Annotated in this window: 26 protein-coding genes; 10 read left to right on the top strand and 16 right to left on the bottom strand. The window is 63.5% G+C overall.

From position 1 onward, the window contains the following. Positions 1–188: 188 nt before the first annotated feature. The 4 genes from dnaN to LB551_RS20470 are packed head-to-tail and all read left to right on the top strand — an operon-like array spanning position 189 to position 3,750. Complete coding sequence (gene dnaN, locus LB551_RS20485) at positions 189–1,307, top strand: DNA polymerase III subunit beta (RefSeq protein WP_224660281.1); 1,119 nt, start codon at positions 189–191, stop codon at positions 1,305–1,307. Between the two features lie 11 nt (positions 1,308–1,318). Then, positions 1,319–2,461, top strand: coding sequence for a DNA replication/repair protein RecF (recF, locus tag LB551_RS20480; RefSeq protein WP_224660280.1), 1,143 nt, complete (start codon positions 1,319–1,321; stop codon positions 2,459–2,461). 39 nt (positions 2,462–2,500) lie between these two features. Further along, complete coding sequence (locus LB551_RS20475) at positions 2,501–3,259, top strand: molybdopterin-synthase adenylyltransferase MoeB (RefSeq protein ID WP_224660279.1); 759 nt, start codon at positions 2,501–2,503, stop codon at positions 3,257–3,259. 2 nt (positions 3,260–3,261) lie between these two features. Then, a complete protein-coding gene (locus LB551_RS20470; RefSeq protein ID WP_224660278.1) occupies positions 3,262–3,750 on the top strand; it encodes a GNAT family N-acetyltransferase in 489 nt (162 codons plus the stop codon). A 30-nt stretch (positions 3,751–3,780) separates the two neighbouring features. Here LB551_RS20470 and LB551_RS20465 read toward each other — a convergent pair whose 3' ends face one another. Beyond that, on the bottom strand, positions 3,781–4,782 hold the full coding sequence (locus LB551_RS20465) for a 2-hydroxyacid dehydrogenase (protein WP_140496760.1): 1,002 nt from the start codon (positions 4,780–4,782) through the stop codon (positions 3,781–3,783). 148 nt (positions 4,783–4,930) lie between these two features. Here LB551_RS20465 and LB551_RS20460 point away from each other — a divergent pair, with 148 nt between their 5' ends. Next, positions 4,931–5,491, top strand: a complete 561-nt coding sequence (locus tag LB551_RS20460; RefSeq protein WP_140496762.1) for an SH3 domain-containing protein — start codon at positions 4,931–4,933, stop codon at positions 5,489–5,491. A 44-nt stretch (positions 5,492–5,535) separates the two neighbouring features. On the opposite strand, the gene LB551_RS20455 is transcribed toward LB551_RS20460, so the two are convergent. After that, positions 5,536–5,895 carry a DUF4260 domain-containing protein gene (locus LB551_RS20455; protein ID WP_224660277.1) on the bottom strand — a complete coding sequence of 120 codons (360 nt, stop codon included), beginning with the start codon at positions 5,893–5,895 and terminating at the stop codon, positions 5,536–5,538. A gap of 66 nt (positions 5,896–5,961) precedes the next feature. Further along, complete coding sequence (irrA, locus tag LB551_RS20450; protein ID WP_181165297.1) at positions 5,962–6,393, bottom strand: iron response transcriptional regulator IrrA; 432 nt, start codon at positions 6,391–6,393, stop codon at positions 5,962–5,964. A 242-nt stretch (positions 6,394–6,635) separates the two neighbouring features. Here irrA and fabA point away from each other — a divergent pair, with 242 nt between their 5' ends. From fabA to LB551_RS20430, 4 genes are all read left to right on the top strand, one after another. Beyond that, positions 6,636–7,154, top strand: coding sequence for a 3-hydroxyacyl-[acyl-carrier-protein] dehydratase FabA (gene fabA / locus LB551_RS20445; protein WP_140496768.1), 519 nt, complete (start codon positions 6,636–6,638; stop codon positions 7,152–7,154). A 49-nt stretch (positions 7,155–7,203) separates the two neighbouring features. Continuing rightward, positions 7,204–8,424, top strand: a complete 1,221-nt coding sequence (fabB, locus tag LB551_RS20440; RefSeq protein WP_140496770.1) for a beta-ketoacyl-ACP synthase I — start codon at positions 7,204–7,206, stop codon at positions 8,422–8,424. Positions 8,425–8,455: 31 nt separating this feature from the next. After that, positions 8,456–9,268 (top strand): enoyl-ACP reductase FabI, encoded by an 813-nt coding sequence (gene fabI / locus LB551_RS20435; RefSeq protein WP_224660276.1) that lies wholly within the window; start codon positions 8,456–8,458, stop codon positions 9,266–9,268. Positions 9,269–9,394: 126 nt separating this feature from the next. Further along, positions 9,395–10,939: a putative bifunctional diguanylate cyclase/phosphodiesterase gene (locus LB551_RS20430; protein ID WP_224660275.1), complete on the top strand. Its 1,545-nt coding sequence runs from the start codon at positions 9,395–9,397 to the stop codon at positions 10,937–10,939. Positions 10,940–10,957: 18 nt separating this feature from the next. Here the strand turns inward: LB551_RS20430 and LB551_RS20425 are convergent, their stop codons facing one another. The 10 genes from LB551_RS20425 to rimP form a co-directional block, all read right to left on the bottom strand. Beyond that, a complete protein-coding gene (locus tag LB551_RS20425; RefSeq protein WP_224660274.1) occupies positions 10,958–11,977 on the bottom strand; it encodes a class I SAM-dependent methyltransferase in 1,020 nt (339 codons plus the stop codon). 69 nt (positions 11,978–12,046) lie between these two features. After that, positions 12,047–14,194 (bottom strand): polyribonucleotide nucleotidyltransferase, encoded by a 2,148-nt coding sequence (pnp, locus tag LB551_RS20420; protein ID WP_224660273.1) that lies wholly within the window; start codon positions 14,192–14,194, stop codon positions 12,047–12,049. A 410-nt stretch (positions 14,195–14,604) separates the two neighbouring features. Beyond that, positions 14,605–14,916: a 30S ribosomal protein S15 gene (rpsO, locus tag LB551_RS20415; protein ID WP_281405124.1), complete on the bottom strand. Its 312-nt coding sequence runs from the start codon at positions 14,914–14,916 to the stop codon at positions 14,605–14,607. Between the two features lie 139 nt (positions 14,917–15,055). After that, positions 15,056–16,150: a magnesium/cobalt transporter CorA gene (corA, locus tag LB551_RS20410; RefSeq protein ID WP_140550085.1), complete on the bottom strand. Its 1,095-nt coding sequence runs from the start codon at positions 16,148–16,150 to the stop codon at positions 15,056–15,058. 44 nt (positions 16,151–16,194) lie between these two features. Then, the gene (gene truB, locus LB551_RS20405) at positions 16,195–17,166 is read right to left on the bottom strand and encodes a tRNA pseudouridine(55) synthase TruB (protein WP_224660272.1); all 972 of its coding nucleotides are present in this window, start codon (positions 17,164–17,166) and stop codon (positions 16,195–16,197) included. Continuing rightward, positions 17,166–17,579, bottom strand: a complete 414-nt coding sequence (rbfA, locus tag LB551_RS20400) for a 30S ribosome-binding factor RbfA (RefSeq protein WP_224660271.1) — start codon at positions 17,577–17,579, stop codon at positions 17,166–17,168. The genes truB and rbfA overlap by 1 nt, the downstream gene beginning before the upstream one ends. A gap of 113 nt (positions 17,580–17,692) precedes the next feature. Next, the gene (gene infB, locus LB551_RS20395; RefSeq protein ID WP_140513170.1) at positions 17,693–20,266 is read right to left on the bottom strand and encodes a translation initiation factor IF-2; all 2,574 of its coding nucleotides are present in this window, start codon (positions 20,264–20,266) and stop codon (positions 17,693–17,695) included. Then, a complete protein-coding gene (locus LB551_RS20390; protein ID WP_224660339.1) occupies positions 20,263–20,913 on the bottom strand; it encodes an RNA-binding protein in 651 nt (216 codons plus the stop codon). The genes infB and LB551_RS20390 overlap by 4 nt, the downstream gene beginning before the upstream one ends. Before the next feature lie 38 nt (positions 20,914–20,951). Next, the gene (gene nusA, locus LB551_RS20385; protein ID WP_140496790.1) at positions 20,952–22,547 is read right to left on the bottom strand and encodes a transcription termination factor NusA; all 1,596 of its coding nucleotides are present in this window, start codon (positions 22,545–22,547) and stop codon (positions 20,952–20,954) included. Positions 22,548–22,596: 49 nt separating this feature from the next. Further along, complete coding sequence (gene rimP / locus LB551_RS20380) at positions 22,597–23,244, bottom strand: ribosome maturation factor RimP (RefSeq protein WP_224660270.1); 648 nt, start codon at positions 23,242–23,244, stop codon at positions 22,597–22,599. 293 nt (positions 23,245–23,537) lie between these two features. Here rimP and LB551_RS20375 point away from each other — a divergent pair, with 293 nt between their 5' ends. Beyond that, the gene (locus tag LB551_RS20375) at positions 23,538–23,702 is read left to right on the top strand and encodes a hypothetical protein (protein ID WP_140550089.1); all 165 of its coding nucleotides are present in this window, start codon (positions 23,538–23,540) and stop codon (positions 23,700–23,702) included. A 101-nt stretch (positions 23,703–23,803) separates the two neighbouring features. Here LB551_RS20375 and trmB read toward each other — a convergent pair whose 3' ends face one another. From trmB to LB551_RS20360, 3 genes are all read right to left on the bottom strand, one after another. Further along, positions 23,804–24,505 (bottom strand): tRNA (guanine(46)-N(7))-methyltransferase TrmB, encoded by a 702-nt coding sequence (gene trmB / locus LB551_RS20370; RefSeq protein ID WP_224660269.1) that lies wholly within the window; start codon positions 24,503–24,505, stop codon positions 23,804–23,806. A gap of 27 nt (positions 24,506–24,532) precedes the next feature. Then, a complete protein-coding gene (metK, locus tag LB551_RS20365) occupies positions 24,533–25,798 on the bottom strand; it encodes a methionine adenosyltransferase (protein ID WP_140550091.1) in 1,266 nt (421 codons plus the stop codon). Positions 25,799–25,968: 170 nt separating this feature from the next. Continuing rightward, positions 25,969–26,388 carry a helix-turn-helix domain-containing protein gene (locus LB551_RS20360; protein WP_140496800.1) on the bottom strand — a complete coding sequence of 140 codons (420 nt, stop codon included), beginning with the start codon at positions 26,386–26,388 and terminating at the stop codon, positions 25,969–25,971. Positions 26,389–26,427: the final 39 nt, after the last annotated feature.

The following is a 26,427-nucleotide window of genomic DNA, read 5'->3' as shown; positions in this document are numbered from 1 at the left end:
CGCCTGGCGGCGTGCTTCGCCGCCTTTATCCCCAGAAAGCCCGCGTAGCCGGCCCGAACCGGTCGCGCGGGCTTGCGTTTGCTGGTTTTTTCCTGTCAGTTTACGCAGATTCTGAAGCCTGTTCAGACCTTTCGCGGGACGCCGCCAGCCGGAGACCCGCTCATTCATTCAAGCGAGCCTGGTTCGTCATGCGTGTTATCCTGGAACGGTCAAATCTCCTGAAGTCGCTCAACCACGTCCACCGCGTGGTCGAACGGCGCAACACCATACCGATCCTGTCCAACGTGCTGCTCAGCGCCGAAGGCGCCAGCCTGGAAATGAAGGCCACCGACCTCGACCTGGAAGTGACGGAAGCGACGCCCGCCAAGGTCGAGCGGGGTGGCGCGACGACCGTTCCGGCGCATCTGCTCTACGACATCGTGCGCAAGCTTTCCGACGGTGCCGAGGTGATGCTGAAGACGGACGAGGACGGCAACGCCATGACGGTGACCTCCGGCCGCTCGAGCTTCCGCCTGCAATGCCTGCCGCAATCGGACTTCCCCGAGCTTTCGGCCGGATCCTTCTCGCATATCTTCCGGCTCGACTCGGTCGCGCTCAAGGGGTTGATCGAGAAGACCCAGTTCGCCATCTCCACGGAGGAAACGCGCTATTATCTCAACGGCATCTATCTTCACACACATGAGGTCGGCGGCAAGCTGAAGCTGCGCTCGGTGGCGACCGACGGCCATCGCCTGGCGCGCGCCGAGATCGACGCGCCGGCGGGTTCCGAAGGCATGCCGGGCATCATCATCCCGCGCAAGACCGTAAGCGAATTGCAGAAGCTGGTCGATGATCCCGACATGGCGGTCACCACCGAACTGTCGGACACCAAGATCCGCTTCACCATCGGCAGCGTCATCCTGACTTCCAAGCTGATCGACGGCACCTTCCCCGATTATCAGCGGGTCATTCCCACCGGCAACGACAAGAAGCTGATCATCGACCGCCAGAGCTTCGCGGCCGCCGTCGACCGCGTCTCGACCATCTCCTCCGAACGCGGCCGCGCGGTGAAGCTTTCGATCAGTGAGGGCCAGGTGACGCTTGCGGTCAACAATCCGGATTCGGGCAGCGCCACCGAGGAGCTGGCCGCCGACTATTCAGCCGACCCGATCGAGATCGGCTTCAACGCCAAGTACCTGCTCGACGTCGCCGCACAATTGACCGGTTCAGAGGCCCGATTCATGTTGGCCGACGCCGGTTCGCCGACGCTGATCCACGACATGGCCGATGAAACCGCGCTTTATGTGCTGATGCCGATGCGGGTGTAGAGCAGCAGCGGTTGCCGGCGCAAACCCATATAAGTAAGCTTACACTTACAAACTTCCGCAACTATGCGGCGCTGTCGCTCGAGCTTGAGCCGGGCGCGGTGGTGTTTTCCGGTGACAATGGCGCCGGCAAAACCAATCTGCTGGAAGCGATTTCCCTGTTGACGCCGGGCCGCGGCCTGCGCCGCGCGCCTTACGCGGACGTCGCGCGCGAGGGCGGCGACGGCGGCTTTGCGCTGCACGCGCGGCTCGACGGACCTGACGGCCAAGTCGAGATCGGGACGGGCATTTCGGGTGCCGACAGTCTTGGCGAGGGCGGCAGGCGGGTGCGCATCAATGGCGCCACGGCGCGATCGACCGAGGATATGCTGGAATGGCTGCGCGTCGTGTGGCTGACGCCGGCAATGGATACCCTGTTCACCGGACCGGCCGCGGACCGCCGGCGCTTCCTCGACCGGCTTGTGCTGGCGATCGATCCCGGCCACGGACAGCGCGCCCTCGACTATGAAAAGGCGATGCGCGGCCGCAACCGGTTGCTGACGGAAGGTTCGCGGGATTTGAGCTGGTTCGAGGCGATCGAGACGCAGATGGCCGAGACAGGCGTGGCGATCGCCGCGGCGCGCGCCGAAATGGTGCGCCTGCTCGCCGCCATGATCGACCGGCTGCCCGACAGCGGCCCGTTTCCACAGGCCGATATCGGCCTTTCGGGCGATCTGGAGGCCGAGATCGCCACCACGCCGGCTGTCGACGTCGAGGAGCGGTTCCGCCGCACGCTCGCCGGGGGCCGCGACCGCGACCGTGCCGCCGGGCGCACGCTGGATGGCCCGCACCGCTCCGACCTCGTGGTCCGGCACCGGCCCAAGGCGATGCCGGCAGAGCTGTGTTCGACCGGCGAACAGAAGGCCTTGCTTGTCGGCATCGTCCTGTCGCATGCCAGGTTGACCGGCGAGATGTCCGGCTTGACGCCAATCCTGCTGCTCGACGAGATCGCGGCACATCTCGATAGCGGTCGGCGTGCGGCGCTGTTCTCGATCCTGGAGGAGCTGAACTGCCAGACTTTCATGACGGGAACCGATGCGGCGCTTTTTTCCAGCCTGGCCGGCCGGGCGCAGTTCCTGACCGTCGATCACGGCACGGTCGCGCCGACCGCTGTGTGAACACCTGACAAGGTTACTCTCTCGCTATATGGTCGCGCCATGACCGCCGCCGCCCTCACCGACGAAGAACTCGAGCGCTACGCCCGCCACATCGTGCTCCCCGAAATTGGCGGCGCCGGCCAGCAGCGCCTGAAGCGGGCGCGGGTGCTGGTCATCGGCGCCGGCGGATTGGGCGCACCGGTGCTTGAATATCTTGCCGCAGCCGGCGTCGGAACGCTCGGCGTGATTGACGACGACACGGTTTCGCTCTCCAACCTGCAGCGACAGGTGATTCACGGCACCGACACTGTCGGCATGCTGAAAACCCACAGCGCCAAGGCGGCAATCGCCCGCATCAATCCCAACATCGCTGTCGAAATCCACACATTGCGCCTGGCCGCGGACAATGCCCAAGCCCTCGTCGCCCGTTACGACGTGGTCGTCGATGGGTCCGACAATTTCGAGACGCGCTATGTCGTGGCCGATGCCTGCGCGGCGGAGGGAAAGCCGCTGGTGCACGCTGCCGTGGGCCGTTTCGATGGCTCCGTGACCGTGCTGATGCCATTCCAAACCGATAGGGACGGCACTTCCAACCCCGGCTATCGCGACCTCTTCCCGGAGGCACCGCCGCCGGGTCTGGTGCCGTCCTGCGCCGAGGCCGGGGTGCTTGGCGTGCTGACCGGGGTCATCGGTACGTTGCAGGCGATGGAAGCCATCAAGCTGATCACCGGCATCGGCGAGCCATTGATCGGGCGGCTGCTGCTCTATGACGCGCTGGCCGCGCGTTTCGAGACCATCCGCTACAAGAGACGAAACTGACGTTGAAGCGCGCTGCCGATATCACCATCACCCGGATTCCGGCCGATTTCGACCGCTGGAACGAAGTGCTCGCCCTGATCCTGCGCGCTTTCGCCTTCATGAATGGCATCATCGACCCGCCGTCCTCGGCGCACCTGCTCACTGCGGAAACTTTGCGCGACAAAGCCCGCCGCGAGACCGGCCTGCTGGCGCTCGGCGGCAACAGGATCGTCGGCTGCATCTTCGCCCTGGAACGAACCGACCACATCTATGTCGGCAAGCTCGCCGTCACGCCGGACTGTCAGGGCCAGGGCATCGGCAGGTTGTTGATGCAAGCCGTCCAGGATTTTGCCCGCAGCCGCGGCAAAGCCGCAATCGAGCTGCAGACGCGAATCGAGCTGGCTGGGAACCAGGCAGCCTTTGCCCGGCTCGGTTTTCGCGAGACCGTGAGAACGGCGCATGAAGGTTATGCGCGACCGACTTCGGTCACCATGCGCAAGACTGTTTTGTAAGTTTTCACTTACATTATATTGCGAAGCCGCTCAGGTCCTGAGCGGCAGCACGCGATCCGGCGGGCGGTGGCCGTCGACGAAGGCGCGGATGTTGATGATCACCTTCTCGCCCATGTCGATGCGGCCCTCGAGCGTCGCCGATCCCATATGCGGCAAAAGCACGACCTTGCCCTTGGTCGCGAGCTTGAGCAGTTTTCCGTTCAATGCGGGCTCGTGCTCGTAGACGTCGAGGCCGGCGCCGGCGATCCTGCCATCCTGGATCAGCTTGACCAGCGCCTCCTCGTCGATGATGTCGCCGCGCGCGGTGTTGACGATATAGGCGGTGGGCTGAAGCAGCGCCAGCCGCCGCGCCGAAAGCAAATGGAACGTCGCCGGCGTCGACGGGCAGTTGACCGAGATGATGTCCATGCGGGCCAGCATCTGATCGAGGCTTTCCCAATAGGTCGCCTCCAGCCCGTCCTCGACCGCCTGCAAAACGCGATGGCGGTTATGATAGTGGATGGAGAGGCCGAAGGCCTTGGCACGCCTGGCAACGGCGGTGCCGATACGCCCCATGCCGACAATGCCGAGCCGTTTGCCCCAGATGCGCCGGCCAAGCATCCATGTCGGCGACCAGCCGGCCCATTTCTTGTCGCCGGTGAGTACATTGGCGCCCTCTGCCAGCCGGCGCGGCACCGCCAGCATCAGCGCCATCGTCATGTCGGCCGTATCCTCGGTCAGCACGTTGGGCGTGTTGGTGACGGTGATGCCTTTCTTGGCCGCGGCCGCCACGTCGATCTTGTCGACGCCATTGCCGAAATTGGCGATCAGCTTGAGGTTTTCGCCGGCCTGGGCGATCAATGCCGCGTCGATGCGGTCGGTCACCGTCGGCACCAGCACGTCCGCCTCCTTGACCGCCGCGACCAGTTCCGGCTGCGTCATCGGCCTGTCCTCGACATTCAGCCTTGCGTCGAACAGTTCGCGCATGCGGGTCTCGACAGGGTCGGGCAGTTTTCGCGTAATGACCACGAGAGGCTTCTTTTTGCCTGCCATTGTTTCCCTCGTTGAGACCTCTTTAACCAAGACCGGCGAAACTGGAAGCCGGTCGCGGTAGCCGATTTACCCATGTACCAAGCGGTGCCGCCGAAGACAAAGAAAAAGGGGCGCCGGGGCCGGCAGGCCAGCGCCGAAAGGAACGAAAGTGTCTGGTTTCGCGTCGCTTCGCCTGACCCTCAGCGCAGCATTTCTCGGCGCTCTGCTCTATTCACCCCAACTGTGCGCGCAAGGTGCAGCGGCTCCCGCCCAGAGCGTCGTCACGCTCGGGCCGAGCGGCCTGCCGCTGCCACGATTCGTCAGCCTGAAATCCGGCCGCGTCAATTCGCGTGTCGGGCCGGGCGCCAACTACTCGGTCGACTGGATGTATCTGAAGGCAGGCCTGCCGATGGAGATCATCCAGGAATTCGACACATGGCGCCGCGTGCGCGACGCCGACGGTTCGGAAGGTTGGATCAACCAGTCGCTGCTTTCGGGCCGGCGCACGGCGATCGTGGCGCCGTGGCAGCGCGGCAAGGGCGCGCAGATCAATCTCCTCAGGAGCCCCGAAAAGGACGCCAGCGTGGTGGCTATCGTCGAGCCGGGCGTCATGGGCACGATCAAATCCTGCGACGGCCAATGGTGCGAAATGACGCTCGATGGCCATACCGGCTGGCTCGCCCAATCCGTCGTCTGGGGCGCCTATCCCGGCGAACGGGTCAAGGACTGATCGTTGGCCTTGCGCCGATTCGTTTGAACCGCAGGCCGGACCGTTTAGCGGCCGATGCGACCGAGATGGGTATCCTGAAAGCTGCTCGACAGCTTCAAGCCGTAGCCCAGCGCGCGATCGATAGCGATGTGGGCGATCCAGATCAATGCAACCGCTATAGCGGCTGCATTGCCGAACAGGCTGCCGGCAAGCACCAAAAGCACCGGTGGGACCAAGATGTGGAAGGCATTGTAGCAGGCGGCGCCGACGCGCGGCCCGGCGAGATAGCCGAACATGGACAGATCAGGCGCCAGGATCAACAAGGCGAACAACCACCAGGACGCACCGGCGCGTGCATAAAAGACGATAGCGGACACCGCGACAGCGGCCCATTCCAGCCGGATGGCGAGATCGAGGGGTTTCATGCCTGGCCGTTCATACGTGCCTGGCCGTTCATACGTGCCTGGCCGTTCATACGTGCCCAGCCCCGGTCATTCGGCGCGTTTGGGGCGCAACCTCACCACGATGTCGACATTGGCGATCTCCATCCCCTCGGGTGGTTCCGGCAGGTTGGTGACGGTGACCGGACCATTGGCGATGTCGAAAATCCGGTTTTCGCCTTCGATATAGAAATGGTGATGATCGGAGGTGTTGGTGTCGAAATAGGTTTTGGCGCCCTCGACAGCGAGAATGCGCAGCAGTCCCGCCTGGGTGAACTGGTGAAGGGCGTTGTAGACGGTGGCCAACGACACCGGCACGCCGGCGGCGACGGCCTCCTCGTGCAGTTCCTCGGCCGACAGATGGCGGTCGCCCTTGGCGAAAAGCAGGTCGGCAAGCGCAATGCGCTGCCGTGTCGGCCTCAGGCCGGCTTCACGAACCCGCTTGTCCACAGCGACATTTTCCTTCCGGCAGCCCCGGTCCATCTGGTCGTCCAAGCTCACAGTTCCGCCTCAAGACACGTCCAGAATGGCAAAAAAATGGATGTCTGCCGAAACCGGACCCCTTCCGACATATATTCTGTCGTCCGAATGCGATCAATAGCGCGCATTGACCCGGCAAGACTGGCGGGTTAAGCGCAAACGCCGGTTTCCGGCCTGAAACAGATTGTGTTAGGACACCAACGACAAGGGCGCGCCAGCGCCCGGGACATATGGGAACGAGATTGATGGCGGGTTCGAAATCCAGCTACGACTACGAAGAATTGCTGGCCTGCGCCCGCGGCGAGCTGTTCGGACCGGGCAATGCCCAGTTGCCCTACCCGCCGATGCTGATGTTTGACCGCATCACCGAGATCAGCGAAACAGGCGGGGCTTTCGACAAGGGTTTCATCCGTGCCGAATTCGACATCAAGCCGGACCTGTGGTTCTTTGCCTGCCATTTCATCGGCAATCCCATCATGCCTGGATGCCTGGGCCTCGATGCCCTGTGGCAGCTGACGGGTTTCTATCTCGGCTGGCTGGGCGAACCCGGCAAAGGCATGGCGCTGTCGACCGGCGAGGTCAAGTTCAAGGGAATGGTCACGCCCTCGGTTAAAAAGGTCGAGTATGGCGTGGAATTCAAACGTGTGATGCGTGGCCGGCTGGTGCTGGGCATCGCCGATGGTTGGCTAAAGGCGGACGGCGAACCCATATACGCGGCAACGGACCTGAAAGTCGGTCTGTCCAAGCAGTCGGCGGTCGCTTGACCGTCGCCCTGGCCGACTTCGTGGCCAGCATTCCTGGAAGGAGTTGCGAATGAGACGTGTCGTAGTCACAGGCCTCGGCATCGTGTCGTCGATCGGCAACAATGCCAACGAGGTGCAAGCCTCGCTGCATGACGCCAAATCCGGCATCAGCTTCTCCGACTCCTTCGCCGAGCACGGCTTCCGCTGCCAGGTCTGGGGCGCGCCGACGCTCGATCCCAGCGCCATGATCGATCGCCGCGCAATGCGCTTCCTGAGCCAGGGAGCGGCCTGGAACCATGTCGCCATGGACCAGGCGATCGCCGATGCCGGGCTTGGCGAGAGCGACATCACCAATGAGCGCACCGGCATCGTCATGGGCTCGGGTGGGCCTTCCACCCGCACCATCGTCGAGGCGGCCGAAACCACGCTCAAGAACGGCAGCCCCAAGCGCATCGGCCCGTTCGCCGTGCCGAAGGCGATGTCGTCGACCGCGTCGGCGACGCTGGCCACCTGGTTCAAGATCCACGGCGTCAACTATTCGATCTCGTCTGCCTGCTCGACCTCGGCGCATTGCATCGGCAATGGCTACGAACTGATCCAGTGGGGCAAGCAGGACATGGTGTTCGCCGGCGGCCACGAAGATCTCGACTGGACGATGTCGGACCTGTTCGACGCCATGGGCGCCATGTCGTCGAAGTACAATGACAGGGCATCGGCCGCGTCCCGCGCGTATGACGTCGATCGCGACGGCTTCGTCATCGCCGGCGGCGCCGGCGTGCTGGTGCTCGAGGAACTGGAGCATGCCAAGGCGCGTGGCGCCAAAATCTATGCAGAGATCGTCGGCTACGGCGCCACCTCGGACGGCTTCGACATGGTTGCGCCCTCGGGCGAAGGCGCCGTCCGCTGCATGCGGCAGGCGCTGGCGACCGTCACCACCCCGGTCGACTACATCAACACCCACGGCACCTCGACGCCGGTGGGGGATTCCCGCGAAATGGGCGCGATCCGCGAGGTGTTCGGCGAGAAGATGCCCTTCATCACCTCGACCAAATCGCTGACGGGCCATTCGCTGGGCGCGGCCGGCGTGCAGGAATCCATCTATTCGATCCTGATGATGCAAGGCGGCTTCATCGGCGAAAGCGCCCATATCGAGACTCTCGACCCCGAATTCGAGGGCATGCCGGTGGTGCGAAAGCGCATCGACAACGCCAGGATCGACACCGTTTTGTCCAATTCCTTCGGCTTTGGTGGCACCAACGCAACGCTGGTTTTCCAGCGCTATTCCGCATAAGGCCACGTTTTTTCCACGAGGATTGGCGATCATGGACGGATTGATGAAGGGCAAGCGCGGGCTTGTCATGGGCGTCGCCAACGATCATTCGATCGCCTGGGGCATAGCCCGGAAACTGTCCGAACATGGGGCCGAACTTGCCTTCACCTACCAGGGTGACGCCTTTGGCCGCCGGGTCAAGCCGCTCGCCGACAAGCTCGGTGCGGCGCTGGTGGTTCCCTGCGACGTCGAGGACAGCGCCTCGGTCCGCGCCACCTTCGAGACCTTGGGCAAGGCCTGGGGTGGGCTCGACTTCGTGGTCCATGCCATCGGCTTTTCAGACAAGAATGAGCTCAAGGGCCTCTACGCCGACACCAGCCGGGACAATTTCGTCCGCACCATGGTCATCTCCTGCTACTCCTTCACCGAGGTCGCGCGCCACGCCGCGGCCCTGATGCAGGAAGGCGGATCGATGATCACCCTGACCTATGCCGGTTCGGTGCGCGTCATGCCGAACTATAACGTCATGGGCGTCGCCAAGGCCGGCCTCGAGGCCAGCGTGCGCTATCTCGCCAACGATTACGGCCCGCGCGGCATCAGGGTGAACGGCATATCGGCGGGACCGGTGCGAACGCTTGCCGGCGCCGGTATTTCCGATGCGCGCCACATGTTCTCTTACCAGCAGCGCAATTCTCCGCTGCGCCGCACCGTGACCATCGACGAGGTCGGCGGCTCGGCTCTCTATCTCCTGTCCGACCTCGCTTCCGGCGTCACCGGCGAAATCCACTATGTCGATTCAGGCTATCATATCGTTTCCATGCCGACGCTCGAGGAGCTGAAGCAGACGGATCGCGCGAGCGAATAGGCCATTTCGCGAAATAGTCTTTTCTCCTGTGAAGAAATAATTCCCTTCCAATAAAATTGGATGCATTCGCGGAAACTCATTTTAAGGGCCTATCCGCTACAAAGTCCCGCAATTTGGGGACTTTCAATGCCTGCCGTCAGCAACCCGAACCGCACACCGGTGTTCCGGCTGATCACCATAGCCAGTTCGGGCATTGGCAGTTTCATCCTCGGCATCTGGGGCCTGAAGCACGCGCTTGGCGACGGCTTTGCCGGCATGCCGGCGGACGTGATGGTGGCGATCATGGCTGCCCTTTGCGCGCTGGCGGCGGCGGGAGCCGCGATGTCTTTCTTCGCCGGCGTCGATGAATCGGCTGATTTCGTCTTCAACGAAACCCACTTCGACAAGCTGACCGGATTGCTGGCGCGTCCGGCAATGGTCGGCAAGATCGCCGAGGCAGCCTGCGCGACGAGCCGCACCGGGGCCCCGATGTTCCTCATCGACATCGACATCGACCGGTTCAAGCAGATCAACGACGCGATCGGCTACAGCCAGGGCGACGAACTGATCCGCGCCTTCACCAAGCGGCTGCAGGCCTGCGTGCCCGAGCGCGTGCTGATCGGACGCATCGGCGCCGGCGAGTTCGCGGTGCTGCTTCCTGATCATCAGATCCAGGGCACGATGGAAGCTATGGTGGAGAGGCTCATCGACGAGATGATGGAGCCCTATGAGCTAAGCAGCCACCAGCAATCGGTGAGCCTGTCGGTGGGCATCGTGGCGATGCCCAAGGACGGCGTCGACCCAGTCCTCATCCTGCGCCGCTCCAACCTGGCGCTGCAAAATGCGCGCGCCAGGGGAGTCGGCAACTGGTCGGTCTTCGATACCGAGATGGGGCGGGTCGCCGATCATCGCCAATGGGTCGAATCCGAGCTGCACATCGCATTCGAGCGCGGTGATTTCGACCTTCACTATCAGCCGCAGTTAGACCTGCCGAGCGGCCGCATCGTCGGCTATGAAGCGCTGATCCGCTGGAACCATCCAGAACGCGGCATGATCCCGCCTCTGGAGTTCATCCAGATCGCCGAGGAAACCGGCATGATCAATCCGATCGGCGAATGGGTTCTGCGCAAGGCATGCAGCGACGCCCGCCATTTGCCCGACGACTGCTTCGTCGCCGTCAACATCTCGCCGGTCCAGTTCATGACCAAGGACTTCATCGGCCTCGTGCGCGACACGATGCGGACCACCGGCATAAAGCCGTCGCGGCTGGAGCTGGAAGTCACCGAGACGGCCATGATGCAGGACCGCGACCGCGCCGCCGCCATCCTGAAAGAGCTTGCCGATATGGGCATCTCGGTTGCCGTTGACGATTTCGGCACCGGTTATTCCAATCTCAGCTACCTGATCGATTTCTCCTTCGGCAAGCTGAAGATCGACCGCTCCTTCGTCAGTCGCATCGATACGGATTCGAGCTCCGGCGCCGTCGTATCGACCATTGTCGGCCTCTCGCGAGCACTCGGCGTCAGTATCATTGCCGAGGGTGTCGAGACAGAGGACCAGGCGACCCTGCTCAGGGCTGCCGGTTGCGAGGTGGTGCAAGGCTATCTGTTCGGCCGTCCGGCGCCGCTTGCGGTCATGGCCGGCGCGGAACATGTCGTCGAGGATTCGAGGCGCGTCGCCAATCTGCACTGAGTGCCACGCCGTTGCGTGTCAGCGACGCGCGGAAAGAACCTTGAACATGCCGTCACGGGCGAGCTCGGCATGGCTGGAGAAGGCAGCGGCCAGCACGGGCTCGTAGGGTAGCTGGCGGTTCGCCACCATGTACAGCCGTTCTCCCGGCTTCAGCGCCTTTGCCGCTGCCCGGATCAGGCCGGCGCCGATCTCCGGTTCAGCCGCCCGGCTGCGATGAAAGGGCGGGTTCATGACCACCGCGTCGTAGCGACGCTCGACCGGCTCGCCCTGCAGGTCCGTCCAGAAGAAACCTTTCGCAACCGACTGGCTGGCCATTGCAAGATTGGCTTTGGCGGCTTCGAGAGACCCGAAATCCGCCTCATAGAGATCAAGTGCCGAGATGCCGGGCGAACGCGCTTCCATCTCCGCCGCCAGATAGCCCCAGCCGGCGCAGAAATCGGCGACATGGCCGCGCAGGTCGGCCGGAAGATGGTCGGCCAGCAACTTCGAACCGGCATCGACACGATCAAAGGAAAACATGCCGGGCGCCGTGCTGAAGCGGCCGTCGACCAGCCCGGCGGGATTGGCGGCACGCAGCGCGGCTGCTGCCGTCGCCCCGGCCGGACGGCGAAGCCAGAAGGCGATGCCGTGATATTTGGGCAGATGGCCTTCGAGCGGCACAAGCTCGTCGATGCGCTTGCGCAGGCTGGCGATGCCGTCATCCTTGCCGCCGGCAATGACGATCAATCCGCCCTCGGCGACGCGCTCCAGCGCTTCCGCGATGCGCAGCTCGTTCTGGCCGCGATGGCGGCCCGCGAGCACCAGCGCGGCCTCAAAGCCATCGCCTTGCGTTTGCGGGGTGACAGTGAAGCCCGCGGCTTGCAGCGCGCGAAAGTGCGGCCGGAAGCCTTGCACCACGTGCAGCTCGGCGTCGAAGTCCTGCGGTGTCCGCAAGCCGGATTCGGCCCCGAGAAAAAGCACGCGCTCGCCCTTTCGCGGCAAGGCGACCGCCTCGGCCTCGAATGGATGGAACAGCGTCTTCAGCGCTTCAGCGGACATGCCTTTGCTCCATAAACGAAAGCGGGCGCGACATGAGCCGCGCCCGCTTCGATTTTTCCGTCAGCCCGTTCAGGCGGCGTTTTCTTCGCTCTCGGCCTTCTTGTCGCGAACGATTTCCTTGCCGGTGGCCTGGTCGACGACCTTCATCGACAGGCGGACCTTGCCGCGCTCGTCGAAGCCCATCAGCTTGACCCACACCTTGTCGCCTTCCTTGACGACGTCCGAAGTCTTGGCGACGCGGTCGTTGGCAAGCTGCGAGATGTGGACGAGGCCGTCACGCGGGCCGAAGAAGTTGACGAAGGCGCCGAAGTCGGCGGTCTTGACGACCGTGCCTTCGTAGATTTCGCCGACTTCCGGCTCGGCGACGATGGTGTGGATCCACTTCTTCGCCGCCTCGATCTCCTTGGCGTTCGCCGAAGCGATCTTGACCGTGCCGTCATCCTCGATGTTGATCTTGGCGCCGGTCTTCTCGACGATCTCGCGGATGACCTTGCCGCCGGAACCGATCACGTCGCGGATCTTGTCGGTCGGGATGTGCATGACCTCGATGCGCGGCGCGAACTCGCCGAGCTCGGCGCGCGCGCCGGACAGCGCCTGGCCCATTTCGCCGAGAATATGCTGGCGACCGTCCTTGGCCTGATCGAGAGCGATCTTCATGATCTCCTCGGTGATGCCTTCGATCTTGATGTCCATCTGCAAGGAGGTGATGCCGTTGACGGTGCCGGCGACCTTGAAATCCATGTCGCCGAGGTGATCCTCGTCGCCCAGGATGTCGGAGAGCACGGCGAAGCGCTCACCTTCCTTGATCAGACCCATGGCGATACCGGCGACGGGCTTTGCCAGCGGCACGCCGGCGTCCATCAGCGCCAACGAGGTGCCGCAGACGGTTGCCATCGACGACGAGCCGTTGGACTCGGTGATCTCCGAGACGACGCGCAGCGTGTAGGGGAACTGGTCTGATGTCGGCAGCATCGGGCGGATGGCGCGCCAGGCGAGCTTGCCGTGGCCGATCTCGCGGCGGCCGGGCGAGCCCATGCGGCCGGTCTCACCGACGGAATAGGGAGGGAAGTTGTAGTGGAGGAGGAACTTCTCCTTGTACATGCCGGTCAGCGAATCGACATACTGCTCGTCCTCGCCGGTGCCCAGCGTAGCGACGACCAGCGCCTGGGTCTCGCCGCGGGTGAACAGCGCCGAACCATGGGTGCGCGGCAGGACGCCGACCTCGGACACGATCTTGCGCACGGTCTTCAGGTCACGGCCGTCGATGCGCGAACCGGTGTCGAGAATGTTCCAGCGCACGACCTTGGCCTGGAGCTCCTTGAATACGCTGCCGATCTGCTCGGAGGAATATTTCGGCTCTTCGCCTTCGGCCGGAGCGAAAGCCGCCTTGACCTTGGCCTTGACGGCGTCCACGGCGGCATAGCGCTTTTGCTTGTCGGTGATCTTGTACGCGTCGCGAAGCTCGTCGCCGACGATCTTCAGCATCTCGGCTTCGAGAGCGGAATAGTCCGGCGCGGTGAAGTCGCGCGGATCCTTGGCGGCGACCTCGGCTAGCTTGATGATCGCGTCGATCACCGGCTGGAAACCGCGATGGCCGAACATGACCGCGCCGAGCATCAGGTCTTCGCCGAGTTCCTTGGCTTCTGACTCGACCATCAGCACGGCGTCGGCGGTGCCGGCGACGACGAGGTCGAGCTTGGATTCCTGCATCTCGTCGACATGCGGGTTGAGCACGTATTCGCCGTTGATGTAGCCGACGCGGGCGCCGCCGATCGGGCCCATGAAGGGCACACCCGACAGGGTCAGGGCCGCTGAGGTGGCGACGATCGACAGGATGTCCGGATCGTTCTCGAGATCATGCTGGACGACGGTGACGACGATCTGCGTGTCGTTCTTGTAGCCGTCGGCAAAGAGTGGGCGGATCGGGCGGTCGATGAGGCGCGAAACCAGCGTTTCCTTTTCGCTCGGACGACCTTCACGCTTGAAATAGCCGCCCGGGATCTTGCCGGCGGCGTAGGTCTTTTCCTGGTAATTGACGGTCAGCGGAAAGAAGTCGAGGCCCGGCTTGGGCTCCTTCATCGAAACGACCGTGGCGAGAACCTTAGTCTCGCCGTAGGTGGCGAGCACGGCGCCGTCGGCCTGGCGCGCGATCTTGCCGGTTTCGAGGATGAGCGGGCGACCGCCCCATTCGATTTCCACTTTGTGGTGATTGAACATGTCTTGTCCTTCATATGAGGAAGGGCCGCGCCGTTTCAGCGTGCGCGGGTGCCCTTCCCCTGGCTTCCTTTCTCGGGCAGCCACGGGCAAGACAACGGGAAGCTCGATCCATGTCGGCCGGATGGCCGCACGAGCGTCCTGCAATCCTGCCCCATGACCGTCCATGGGGTGGCTTCGAGGGGGCCCTCTGCACGCTCGAAGCCGGATTTGGCCAATCGATCCGACTGGCCCTGCGCATGACCCACAAGCAGCGGCTTGCGGAATGCGTCACGCGCAAACTCAACTTGTTGGAGCGTCCGTCCGGCATCCGGATGGGTGCGCGGCGCTCCAGTCCTGCATTCGAGATCGGATTGGTCCGGTGCTCAAATGCGCGACCGGCGGGCCCTTGTGAGGGCCCGCCGGTCAATTCGTCAACGGCGCAGGCCGAGCTTCTCGATCAGCGTCTGGTAGCGCGTGTCGTCCTTGCGCTTGAGATAATCAAGCAGGCTGCGGCGCTGGGAGACGAGAGCGAGCAGACCACGGCGGGAATGGTTATCCTTCTTGTGGTCCTTGAAATGGTCGGTCAGGTTCTTGATGCGCTCGGAAAGGATGGCCACCTGAACTTCCGGAGACCCGGTGTCGCCCTTGGCGGTTGCGAATTCAGTCATCAATTCCTGTTTGCGCTCGGCAGTGATCGACATCGTGTTTTTCCTTATCTGTTCGAGGAAACGGGTCGCCCTCAGCCGGGATGTCGTCCAGCAGGGGCCGGTGCAAGCAGAGCGTCATAGCGCTAAGCTGCGGCGCATATAGTGCAATTCCCAAGAAAACACCAGCCCAATTCACGAAGCCGGCTTTTCACGCCAAAACGGCAAGTTATCCCTGTCAAAGCCATTTCTTCCATTTGAAGAACGCAATCAGCCCAACCGCCACCACGGCCATGAACAGCAGAGCCAAGGGATAGCCGTAATAGGCCTTCAGCTCCGGCATGTTCCAGGGCGACGTCTCCGGATCGAAATTCATGCCCCAGACGCCGACCAGAAACGTGAGCGGCATGAAGATGACCGACACGATCGTCAGATAGGAGATGACCTCGTTGGTGCGTGCCTGGCTCAGCGACAGATGCATCTCGATCAGGCCGGTCAGCATGTCGCGCTGGTTCTCGACCAACTCGATCAGCCGCAGCGCGTGGTCAAGCGTATCGTTCAGGAAGACCTTGGTTTCGGCTTTCACATAGGACACGTCGTTGCGGATCAGCGTCGCCAGCGCGTCGCGCATCGGCCACAGAACCCCCTTCAACACATTGGCGTCGTGCCGCAATCCATGAAGCTGCTGCATCTGATGCTTGTGCGGCGCGTGCAGCATCTGGTCCTCGATGCTGTCGACGAGTTCGCCGGCCGCCTCGATCGGCGGAAAGTAGCTGTCGACGATGGCGTCGATCAGCGCATAGGCGAGATAGTCGGCGCCACGGGCGCGCAGCCGGTTCGGCGCCGAGCTTTCGATGCGCTTGCGCACCGGATCGAACGGATCGCCTTCACGCTCCTGGAAAGTGACGACGAAATTCTTGCCAAGGAAGACGGCGATCTGCTCGTAGCGGTGCGAGGCGACGTCGTCGATCACCCGCATGACCACGAAAGCGTGATCTTCGAAGAAATCCACCTTCGGCCGCTGGCCTGTGTTGACGACGTCCTCCAGCGCCAGCGGATGCAGGCTGAAGATGCGGCCGATCTCCTCGATCAGCTCGATATTGGCTAGGCCGGTGCAGTCCAGCCAGATGACCGGCCACTTTTCGCAATTGGCATTGACGTCGTCGATGCTGGCATTGTCGATCGTTTTGGACTTTTGCGGCGAGATCAGGGTGAGCCGCAGTTCCGAGCGTCGCGCCGCGGGATCGGCGATCAGCGTGCCGGGAGATGCGCCTACCGGCGGCCGCCTGATCCTGAGCGGCGCCCGTGTCTTGATCGCCTCAACCTTTGCCATGCGGTCCCTCGGATAGATGTCGCATAGAGATCAGATGAGGGTTCTCACCCGGCAAAAACCCGTTTGGGCTTGAACATGCCCTGCTCGACGGCGCCGATGGCCACCAGCTTGCCGCGCGCGGTCGCGCAGGCTTCTTCGGCCTCCACCGGCGCGTCGCGGCCGCGGATGATGACAGGATTGCCGAGGCGGATCTTCGTCGCCGCATCGTCGCTGATGGCGATCTGCGGCAGGCAGTCGAGTGCTGCCGAGGTGTCGACAAGCAGCGCATCGATCGCGCCAAAATCGATCGGCGCTTCTATCGTATCGGGGGACGGTTCGTGCGTGCCATGACCCTGCTCGCCGAAGCGCGCCGCCTCCAGTTCGGCGACGGTGACGAAATCCTCGGCAGTGAACGGCTCGACCTCGATCCGGCGCAGTTCAGAAATATGGCCGAAGCAGCCGAGATCGCGGCCCATATCGCGGGCCAGCGAGCGCACATAGGTGCCCTTGCCGCATTCGACCTCGAAAACCGTATGACCGGCCCCGTGCTCGACGATGTCGAGGCGGCCGATTTCGATCTCGCGCGCGGGAATATCGACCGTCTCGCCGTCGCGGGCGAGATCATAGGCGCGTTCGCCCGCGATCTTGATGGCCGAGAATTGCGGCGGCGTCTGCATGATGACGCCGGTGTATTTCGACAGCAGCGCCTGCACTTCGGCCTCCGCGGGACGCCGATCGGAGTCCCTCGTCACCGAACCTTCGAGGTCGTCGGTCGAGCGCTCCTGCCCCCAGGCGACGGTGAAGCGGTAGATCTTGGCGCCGTCCTGAACGTAGGGCACGGTCTTGGTGGCTTCACCGAGCGCGATCGGCAGCATGCCGGAAGCGAGCGGATCGAGTGTGCCGGCGTGGCCGGCCTTCTCCGCCTGGAACAGCCACTTGATCTTGGAGACGGCCTCGGTCGAGCCCATGCCGACCGGCTTGTCCAGCACCACCCAGCCCGAGACCGGCCGGCCCTTCTTCTTGCCGCGGCGCGCCATTATTCGCTGTCCTTATCGTCGTCGTTCGCATCCAGATCGCGCGATACTTCCGGCGATTTCAGGAGATCGTTGATCCTGGCGAAATTATCGAAGGAGGTGTCGAGCCGGAAGCGAAACTCGGGCATGTACTTCATCTGCCGCAGCGCGCCGGAGACACGGCCGCGGATGAACTTGGCATGCCTGTTGAGCGCCTCGACCACCGCGCCGGCGTCCGTGGCGCCGAGCGGCGAGATGAAGGCGGTTGCGATCTTGAGGTCGGGCGACATACGCACTTCCGAGACCGAAACCACGGCATTCTCGACCAGCGGATCGATGATCTCGCCGCGCTGCAAGGTTTCGGACAGCGCATGGCGCACCTGCTCGCCGACGCGCAGCATGCGCTGGGATGGGCCTGATGTGGTCGAACGGGACATTTTTCTCGATCCTGAAAGCGTGGGGCGCGGGATAGGACCGTGCCTCATGTCTCAAATGTTAGCCAGGCGGCAGCCTCTCGGCCACCGCCTGGCATGACGGACGTCGCACGAACTCAGAGCGTGCGGGTTACCATCTCGACGCGGAAGCACTCGATGATGTCGCCGACGCGCATGTCCTCGTAGTTCTGGAAGGCCATGCCGCATTCCTGGCCGCCCGGGACTTCCGAAACCTCGTCCTTGAAGCGCTTCAGCGTCTTCAGCGTGCCTTCGTGGATGACGACGTTGTCGCGGATCAGGCGCACGCCCGCGCCACGCTCGACCTTGCCTTCGGTGACACGGCAGCCGGCGATCTTGCCGACCTTGGTGATATCGAAGATCTCGAGGATCTGCGCATTGCCGATGAAGGTCTCGCGACGCTCCGGCGAGAGCATACCCGACAGAGCCGCCTTCACGTCATCAACGAGGTTGTAGATGATCGAGTAGTAGCGGATCTCGATGCCCGCGGCCGCGGCGGCGGCGCGTGCCTGCACATTGGCGCGGACGTTGAAGCCGATGATCGCCGCACCCGACGTCTCCGCCAGCGACACGTCGCTTTCGGTGATGGCGCCGGCGCCGGCATGGACGATGCGCGCACGCACCTCGTCGGTGCCGAGCTTGTCGAGCGCCGCGTTGATCGCCTCGATCGAACCCTGCACGTCGCCCTTGATGACCAGCGGGAACTCCTTCAGTCCGCTCGTCTGCAGCTGCGACATCATCTGTTCGAGCGAACCGCGCTGGCCGGCATGGCGGGCAACCGCCTTCTCGCGGGCCAGACGCTGGCGATATTCGGTGATCTCGCGAGCGCGGGCCTCGTTGTTCACCACCGCGAAGCGGTCGCCGGCCTGCGGCGTGCCCTGGAGGCCGAGCACCTCGACCGGCATCGCCGGCGGCGCTTCCTTGACGTGTTCGCCACGATCATCGACCAGCGCGCGCACACGGCCCCATTCATTGCCGGCGACAAGGATGTCGCCCGGCATCAGCGTGCCGGTCTGCACCAGCACGGTGGCGACGGGGCCCCGGCCCTTGTCGAGCTGCGCCTCGATGACGACGCCCTCGGCGGTGCGGTCCGGATTGGCCTTGAGGTCGAGGATTTCGGCCTGCAGCAGGATCGCTTCGAGCAGCTTGTCGAGATTGGTGCCCTTGGTCGCCGACACTTCGACGTCCAACACCTCGCCGCCCATCGATTCCACGAACACCTCGTGGCGCAACAGCTCGGAGCGCACTTTCTGCGGATCGGCGTCATGCTTGTCGATTTTGTTGATCGCCACGATGATCGGAACGCCGGCCGCCTTGGCATGACTGATCGACTCGATCGTCTGCGGCATCACGCTGTCATCGGCCGCCACCACCAGGATGGCAATGTCGGTGGCCTGGGCTCCGCGGGCGCGCATGGCCGTGAAGGCGGCGTGGCCGGGCGTGTCGATGAAGGTGATCTTCTGGCCGTTCTTCTCGACCTGATAGGCGCCGATATGCTGGGTGATGCCGCCGGCCTCGCCGGAGACGACATTGGCGTTGCGGATCGCATCGAGCAGCGAGGTCTTGCCGTGGTCGACATGGCCCATGATGGTCACGACAGGCGGACGCGACACCAGGTCTTCCGGACGGTCGGCGATGTTGAACAGGCCTTCCTCGATGTCGGACTCGGCGACGCGGCGGACCGTGTGCCCGAATTCAGTGGCGACCAGTTCCGCCGTGTCGGCGTCGATGACGTCGCCCGGCTTCAGGATCTGGCCCTGCTTCATGAAGAACTTGACCACATCGACGGCGCGCTCGGACATGCGCTGCGCCAGTTCCTGAATGGTGATGGTTTCGGGCAGGATCACTTCGCGCATAACCTTCTCGCGCGGCTCATTGTGCATCGCGCGCTTGAACTTTTCCTGGCGGCGGCGCATCGACGACAGCGAACGGGCCCGCGCATCCTCGTCGGAAAGCGCGGAGTTCAAAGTCAGCTTGCCGCGACGGCGGTCTTCCTCGCCCTTGGTCGGCTTGGCCGGACGCGCCACTTCGGGCGTCACCAGACGGCGCACCGGCGCACCGGCGCCAGTCCGCTTCGGCTTGACTTCTTCTTCCTCGTCTGCGGTCGCCAGTTCGGCGGCCTGCGGCGCGCGGCGACGCGCCTCTTCCTCGGCGCGGCGGCGGGATTCGGCCTCGGCCTGCAACCGCGCTTCTTCCTCGGCCTGGCGGCGTGCGGATTCCTCGCGCTCGCGCTTGCGGCGCTCCTCATCCTCGGCGCGGCGCTTAGCTTCCTCGACGGCGCGCTGGCGGTCCTCGACCTCACGGGCCTTGGAGCCTTCGAGCGCCCTGCGGCGCGCTTCCATTTCGCTACGCGACAGCTCGTTCAAGACCATGCCGCTACGCTCGACCGGTGCCGGCGGAGGTGGAGGCGGTGCCTTGGGTGCCTCCTGCACGACGGGAGCCGCCGCGACCGCCGGCTTCGGGGTGAACACGGGCGCCGCCACCGCCGGCTCCGGCTTGTCGCCGGGCAGCGAGAATTTGCGCTTCTTGGTCTCGACCACGACCGACTTGGTGCGGCCGTGCGAGAAGTTCTGGCGCACGGTGCCCTGTTCCATGCCGGGGCGCTTCAGCGTCAAGGTCTTCTTCGGCGTAACACTCAACGTCTTGTCGTCGCCCGATTTCGTATCGCTCATTCCATATCCTCTGCGGCCTTATCTTCGTCAGCAACGGCCGCAAGCATTGCCAGATCGTCCGGGGTACCGCCCCGATATCGGTCGAGCGCAACCATGCGCTTCTGGACCGCCTTACCCGCGTCTCCCGCGAGGACGGCAGCATGTATCACATTTGTACCCCCCAATGCCAAGCTCAACTCGGCCTCGGAGAAAAGTTTGTAGGCAAGGATGGAGGGGCCGCCAATATGGACGGTCGCCCGCCGCGCCTGGCTGATCTTGCGCACACCATCGTCTGAAGCTTCGGTCGCGTGGAGCACGAAAAGCGCCAATCCACCGCGCACCGCGCTCTCCACCTTGGTGGCGCCCAGCGCGATCGCCCCTGCCTTGCGAGCGAGACCCAGCATGCCAAGGGCGGATCTGGAAAGCAGCCCATCGACCATGCCGCCGAGATCGGGCGGTACGATCACCTGTGCCTTGAAGGCGCGAGCGAAGAGGTTCTTCGCCGCCGCCTTGTCGATATGTAGGCGGTCGGCGCTCACCCAGCAACCACGGCCGGGCAGATTTCTCTTGAGATCCGGAACGACGGCCGAATCCGGGCCGACGACGAACCGGATCAGTTCATCCGGTTCGGCCTGCTTGCGGGTGACGATGCAGGTGCGATCGTTCATCTCGTCCAAGGGCGGTTTCTGTGCGATGCGGTTTCACCTCACGCACCAACGGCTTCGTCAGCCGGCGCTTCTTCGGCTGCAAGCTCGTCTTCGGAAATCCAGCCGGCCTTGAGACGGGCCGCGAGCACCATCTGCTCGGCATCGGCGCGCGAAACGCCATGATCGGCCAGCACGCCCGGATACACCTTGGTCTCGCCGTCCTTGCGTTCCTTCCAGCCGGTGAGGTCGTCGGCGGCATAGCCGGCGAAATCCTCGATCGTCTTCACGCCGTCCTCGCCAAGCGTCACCATCATGGCGGTGGTGATGCCGGGGATTTCGCGCAGCTCGTCCTTGACGCCCAGCGCCTTGCGCTTTTCGTCGTGCTCGGCTTCGATCTTCTCCAGATATTCGCGGGCCCGGGTCTGAATCTCCGAGGCGGTATCCTCATCGAAGCCGTCGATCGAGGCGATTTCGCCAGCATCGACATAGGCGACTTCCTCGACGCTGGTGAAGCCTTCGGAGGCAAGCACCTGGCCGACCATCTCGTCGACGTCGAGAGCTTCCATGAACAGTGCCGAGCGCTCGACGAATTCCTTCTGGCGGCGCTCGGATTCCTCGGCCTCGGTCAGGATGTCGATATCCCAGCCGGTGAGCTGCGAAGCAAGGCGCACATTCTGGCCGCGGCGGCCGATGGCCAGCGAGAGCTGGTCGTCCGGCACCACCACTTCAATGCGCTCGGCGTCCTCGTCGAGCACGACCTTGGCGACTTCCGCCGGCTGCAGCGCGTTGACGATGAAGGATGCGGCCGAGGGCGACCACGGAATGATGTCGATCTTCTCGCCCTGCAATTCGGCGACGACCGCCTGGACGCGGCTGCCGCGCATGCCGACGCAGGCGCCGACCGGATCGATCGAGCTGTCGCGCGAGATGACGGCGATCTTGGCGCGCGAACCGGGATCGCGGGCGACCGACTTGATCTCGATGATGCCGTCATAGATCTCCGGCACTTCCATGGTGAAGAGCTTGGCCATGAACTGCGGATGGGTGCGCGACAGGAAGATCTGCGGGCCGCGCTGCTCACGGCGCACGTCGTAGACATAGGCGCGGACGCGATCGCCATATTTGTAGTTTTCGCGCGGGATCAGCTCGTCGCGGCGGATGATCGCTTCGCCACGGCCGAGATCCACGATGACATTGCCGTATTCGACGCGTTTGACGGTTCCGTTGACGATCTCGCCGATGCGGTCCTTGTATTCATCATACTGGCGGTCGCGCTCGGCCTCGCGCACCTTCTGCACGATGACCTGCTTGGCCGACTGGGCGGCGATGCGGCCGAAATCCATCGGCGGCAGCTGTTCGGCGATGAAGTCGCCGAGCTGGGCGTCGGGATTGCGCTCGCGCGCCGAGGAAATGGCGATCTGCGTGGCGTAGTCGTCGACCTTCTCGACCACTTCCATCAGTCGCTGCAGCTTCATCTCACCGGTGTTGGGGTTGATGTCGGCGCGGATGTTGGTCTCCTGGCCATAACGCGAGCGTGCCGCCTTCTGGATCGCATCGGCCATGGCGGCGATGACGATCGACTTGTCGATCGACTTTTCACGCGCGACCGCGTCGGCAATCTGCAGCAGTTCAAGTCTGTTGGCGCTTACAACCATGTTTTTTCTCCCGAGCCTGTTTGCCGGCCCTTGGGGCCTGGCAGCTCAATCAACTTTCCTGTTCGTGTTCTTCCGTAGCGCCCGAATCCGCACCCTCCGGTACGTCGTCGTCCGGTTCGCCGCGGCGTTTCCTGGCTTCCTTGCGCGCCCTGTTGTCCTTCGACAACGCATCACGGATGAGGTCGTCGGTCAGGATCAGCCGGGCTTCGGCAATGGCGTCGTAGGGCACGCGCACTGTCGGCTCCTCACCGTAGGCCGCCTTGTCGCGCTCGATCAGCACATCGTTCTCACCGGCTTCGGCGATCTTGCCCTTGAAGCGCTTGCGATCCGCGACAACGACCGATGTTTCCATCTTCACCAGATGACCGGTCCAGGTCACGAAATCCGATTTGCGCACCAGCGGCCGGTCGATGCCGGGCGATGAGACTTCGAGATGATACGCCTTCTCGATGGGATCGTCGACGTCGAGCGCCGGCGACACCGCACGGCTCACCTCTTCGCAATCCTCGACGGTCATGGTGCCATCCTCGCGCTCAGCCATGATCTGCAGCGTCAGCCCGTTCTGGCCGGACAGATGCACGCGCACAAGGCGAAAGCCGATGCCGCGCAGCACCGGCTGGACGATCAGCGCGATGCGCGCATCGATGCCGCTTTCGCGGATGATGCGATCGTCGCTCTCGCTTGCCGTTGACGTCATTCGATTCCTGTCGATCATTCTCTAGCCGTCGGCAGGTAATAAAAAAGAGCGGGACCGGGTGGACCCACTCTTCGTCATACCGACCAAGAATTTGAGGCTGATATAGACGATCCGCCCCCGTGTTTCAAGCCCGCCGTCCCAACTGCGCGCATGTCCGGTGCATTGGGCTTGCGCCAGGTGCATGCCATCCATGCGGCAACGGCCCTTGTTGGTCCTCAAGCCGCGCTCCTATCTGTGTTGCATTGCACAAAACGATAGCGATAGCGCGTTACCGCACGCGAAAGGACATGACAATGAACAGCCGCAAGGTTTTTTCCGCCATAGGCGATCTCTTCACCACATTCGGCAGCGCCGTAGCCGCGTCGCGGGCTGTGGAAGCCGGCCGCAAGCCGCGCGTCCACGATCTGCGCAGGCTCGGCATGGATCCGACGGCTTTCGACAAGATCGGCCGTTTCTGAACTCCGGCCAGCGGGCGACATTCGATTTCCATGTCCCCGCAACAGTTGAAGATCGCGCCCTCACGAGGGGCGCCCAAATCCCGATGCCTAGGTCCCGATGCCTAGGTCCTGATGAAGGTAAGGTAGGCCGGCCGCCTGCCCTCGCGGACGGCTTTCGCCTCATAGCGGGTGCCTGGCCAGCCATCGTAGGGGCGATGCCAGTCGGCGGCCTCTGAAGCCTGCCAGGCGAAACCGCCATGCGCGCGGCAATGCAGCAGGGTCCAGTTCACATAGGTGTCGATGTCGGAAGCGAAACGGAACTCGCCACCACGCTTCACAACGCGTGCGAAACGCTCGAGATTGACCGGACTGACGAAACGGCGCTTCCAGTGCTTCTTCTTCGGCCACGGATCGGGATAGAGCAGGTCGATGCCATCGAGCGAGGCCTGCGGCAGCCAGTCGAGCAGTCCGGTGGCGTCGTCGTCATAGACCCTGAGGTTGGCCAGCGGCTTTTCCCGCACCGCCATCATCATCTTGGCCATGCCGTTGACGAAGGGCTCAACGCCGATAAAGCCGGTCATCGGTGCTTCGGTCGCGCGATGCAGGAGATGCTCGCCGCCGCCAAAGCCGATTTCGAGGCGAACGGCGGAAACATCGGCTTCGAACAGAGCCCGCAAATCCGACGGCGCCTCGGTCGTCAGATCGAGCCGATAGGTGTCGAGGCCGCTTTGCAGCGCCGCCGCCTGCTGCGGGCGAACCGGCTTGCCGCGCCGACGGCCGAAGAAGGCTTCTGTCGCGCGGCTTGGCCTGTCTCCGGAGTTCATCGGCTGATCAAGGCCCCGTCGCCGCCCTCAGGCAGCGACGGCATCCTTGAGCGCCTTGGCGAGATCGGTCTTTTCCCAGGAAAAAGATCCATCGCGGCCGGCCTTGCGGCCGAAATGACCGTAGGACGAGGTCTTGGCGTAGATCGGCTTGTTGAGGTCGAGGTGGCGGCGGATGCCGGACGGCGACAGGTCCATCACGCTGCGCAGCGCCTCCTCGAGCCTTGCTTCGTCGACCTTGCCGGTGCCGTGCAGGTCGACATAGACCGACAAGGGCTGGGCGACGCCGATGGCGTAGGAAAGCTGGATGGTGCAGCGGTCTGCAAGTTTCGCCGCCACAACGTTCTTGGCCAGGTAGCGCGCCGCATAAGCGGCCGAACGGTCGACTTTGGTGGTGTCCTTGCCCGAGAAGGCGCCGCCGCCATGGGGCGCGGCGCCGCCATAGGTGTCGACGATGATCTTGCGGCCGGTCAGCCCGGCGTCGCCATCAGGCCCGCCGATGACGAACTTGCCGGTCGGATTGATGTACCACATGCAGTCGTCGGCGATCTTGAGGTCACCCAGTGCCTCGCGGATATAGGGCTCGACGACCTTGCGCACCTTCTTGGAATCCCAGCTCGCATCGAGGTGCTGGGTCGACAGCACGATCTGCGTCGCCTCGGCGGCCTTGCCGTCGATATAGCGGACGGTGACCTGGCTCTTGGCGTCCGGCCCGAGCTTGCCGGCATCGCCGTTGTTCTGGTGGCGGGCGGCGGCCAGAAGTTCGAGGATCTTGTGGCTGTAGTAGATCGGCGCCGGCATCAGGTCCGGCGTCTCGCGGCAGGCATAGCCAAACATGATGCCCTGGTCGCCGGCACCCTCCTCGCCCTGCCGGTCGGAGGCATTGTCGACGCCTTGGCCGATGTCGGGCGACTGGCCATGCAACAGAACGTCGATCTTGGCCTTTTTCCAGTGGAAGCCGGCCTGCTCATAGCCGATCTCGCGGATCGCCTTGCGGGCGACCGACTTGAACTTCGCCGGGTTGACGACCGGATGGCCGGCGGCATCCCTGAGGATGTTGCCTTCCTTGTCCTTCTTCAGCAGCGTCTCGGGGACGCGCACCTCGCCGGCGATGACGACGCGGTTGGTGGTCGCCAGCGTCTCGCAGGCGACGCGGACTTTCCACGGGTCCATGCCCGTCTTCTTGGCCTCACGGTAGACCAGGTCGACGATCTCGTCGGAGATCCGGTCACAGACTTTGTCGGGATGGCCCTCGGCAACGGATTCCGAGGTAAAGAAGTAGTTCTGCCGCGTCACGGGTGTCCCCTCTTGAAAAAACGATCGGCAGGCTGCCGATTTGGCGCGCCACGTGTTAGCGGGGCGAAGCGCCGCTCGTCAAGCGGTGCCGCCCTTCTGGCATGAATGTCGATGTCGATATTTTGTACCACCAGCGGCCGGAATGCCGCCGGTTCGAGTCCTGTTGCGGATCAGTCGGAATCTTCGGACGCCAGCGACTTCACCAGGTCTATGATCCTGCGACGCACCTTGACGTCGGCGATCTTGACGAAGGCCCGGTTGAGCTGAAGGCCCTCCGGGCTGCCGCAGAATTCCACGGCGAAAGCCATCGAAGCATCCTCCGCGAATCCGCGGCCGGCCGGGCTCTCCTGGCCCGGCGCATCCTCGAAAAAGAAGGCGACAGGCACGCCGAGTATGGATGCTATCGCCTGCAGGCGGCTTGCGCCGACACGGTTGGTGCCCTTTTCATATTTCTGTATCTGCTGAAATGTGATGCCGAGGTTCTCGCCTAGTTTTTCCTGGCTCATTCCCAACATATTGCGGCGAAGCCGGATGCGACTTCCAACATGGATGTCGATCGGATTCGGTTTCTTCTTGTTATCTTCTGTCATTTTTTCCTCGCCGAATTTTTTCGGCTTTGTGATTTTTTT

This window comes from Mesorhizobium sp. BR1-1-2 (assembly GCF_020165435.1).
In the GTDB taxonomy this organism is placed as follows: Bacteria; Pseudomonadota; Alphaproteobacteria; order Rhizobiales; family Rhizobiaceae; genus Mesorhizobium.
This window is presented reverse-complemented; position numbering and strand designations above follow the sequence as displayed.

Bases quoted from the DNA above. Each gene is read 5' to 3' on its own strand.
- dnaN (WP_224660281.1), top strand. From the start codon at position 189: ATGCGTGTTATCCTGGAACGGTCAAATCTCCTGAAGTCGCTCAACCAC.
- LB551_RS20475 (WP_224660279.1), top strand. From the start codon at position 2,501: ATGACCGCCGCCGCCCTCACCGACGAAGAACTCGAGCGCTACGCCCGC.
- LB551_RS20465 (WP_140496760.1), bottom strand. From the start codon at position 4,782: ATGGCAGGCAAAAAGAAGCCTCTCGTGGTCATTACGCGAAAACTGCCC.
- LB551_RS20455 (WP_224660277.1), bottom strand. From the start codon at position 5,895: ATGAAACCCCTCGATCTCGCCATCCGGCTGGAATGGGCCGCTGTCGCG.
- irrA (WP_181165297.1), bottom strand. From the start codon at position 6,393: ATGGACCGGGGCTGCCGGAAGGAAAATGTCGCTGTGGACAAGCGGGTT.
- fabA (WP_140496768.1), top strand. From the start codon at position 6,636: ATGGCGGGTTCGAAATCCAGCTACGACTACGAAGAATTGCTGGCCTGC.
- fabB (WP_140496770.1), top strand. From the start codon at position 7,204: ATGAGACGTGTCGTAGTCACAGGCCTCGGCATCGTGTCGTCGATCGGC.
- fabI (WP_224660276.1), top strand. From the start codon at position 8,456: ATGGACGGATTGATGAAGGGCAAGCGCGGGCTTGTCATGGGCGTCGCC.
- LB551_RS20430 (WP_224660275.1), top strand. From the start codon at position 9,395: ATGCCTGCCGTCAGCAACCCGAACCGCACACCGGTGTTCCGGCTGATC.
- LB551_RS20425 (WP_224660274.1), bottom strand. From the start codon at position 11,977: ATGTCCGCTGAAGCGCTGAAGACGCTGTTCCATCCATTCGAGGCCGAG.
- pnp (WP_224660273.1), bottom strand. From the start codon at position 14,194: ATGTTCAATCACCACAAAGTGGAAATCGAATGGGGCGGTCGCCCGCTC.
- corA (WP_140550085.1), bottom strand. From the start codon at position 16,150: ATGGCAAAGGTTGAGGCGATCAAGACACGGGCGCCGCTCAGGATCAGG.
- truB (WP_224660272.1), bottom strand. From the start codon at position 17,166: ATGGCGCGCCGCGGCAAGAAGAAGGGCCGGCCGGTCTCGGGCTGGGTG.
- rbfA (WP_224660271.1), bottom strand. From the start codon at position 17,579: ATGTCCCGTTCGACCACATCAGGCCCATCCCAGCGCATGCTGCGCGTC.
- infB (WP_140513170.1), bottom strand. From the start codon at position 20,266: ATGAGCGATACGAAATCGGGCGACGACAAGACGTTGAGTGTTACGCCG.
- LB551_RS20390 (WP_224660339.1), bottom strand. From the start codon at position 20,913: ATGAACGATCGCACCTGCATCGTCACCCGCAAGCAGGCCGAACCGGAT.
- nusA (WP_140496790.1), bottom strand. From the start codon at position 22,547: ATGGTTGTAAGCGCCAACAGACTTGAACTGCTGCAGATTGCCGACGCG.
- rimP (WP_224660270.1), bottom strand. From the start codon at position 23,244: ATGACGTCAACGGCAAGCGAGAGCGACGATCGCATCATCCGCGAAAGC.
- LB551_RS20375 (WP_140550089.1), top strand. From the start codon at position 23,538: ATGAACAGCCGCAAGGTTTTTTCCGCCATAGGCGATCTCTTCACCACA.
- trmB (WP_224660269.1), bottom strand. From the start codon at position 24,505: ATGAACTCCGGAGACAGGCCAAGCCGCGCGACAGAAGCCTTCTTCGGC.
- LB551_RS20360 (WP_140496800.1), bottom strand. From the start codon at position 26,388: ATGACAGAAGATAACAAGAAGAAACCGAATCCGATCGACATCCATGTT.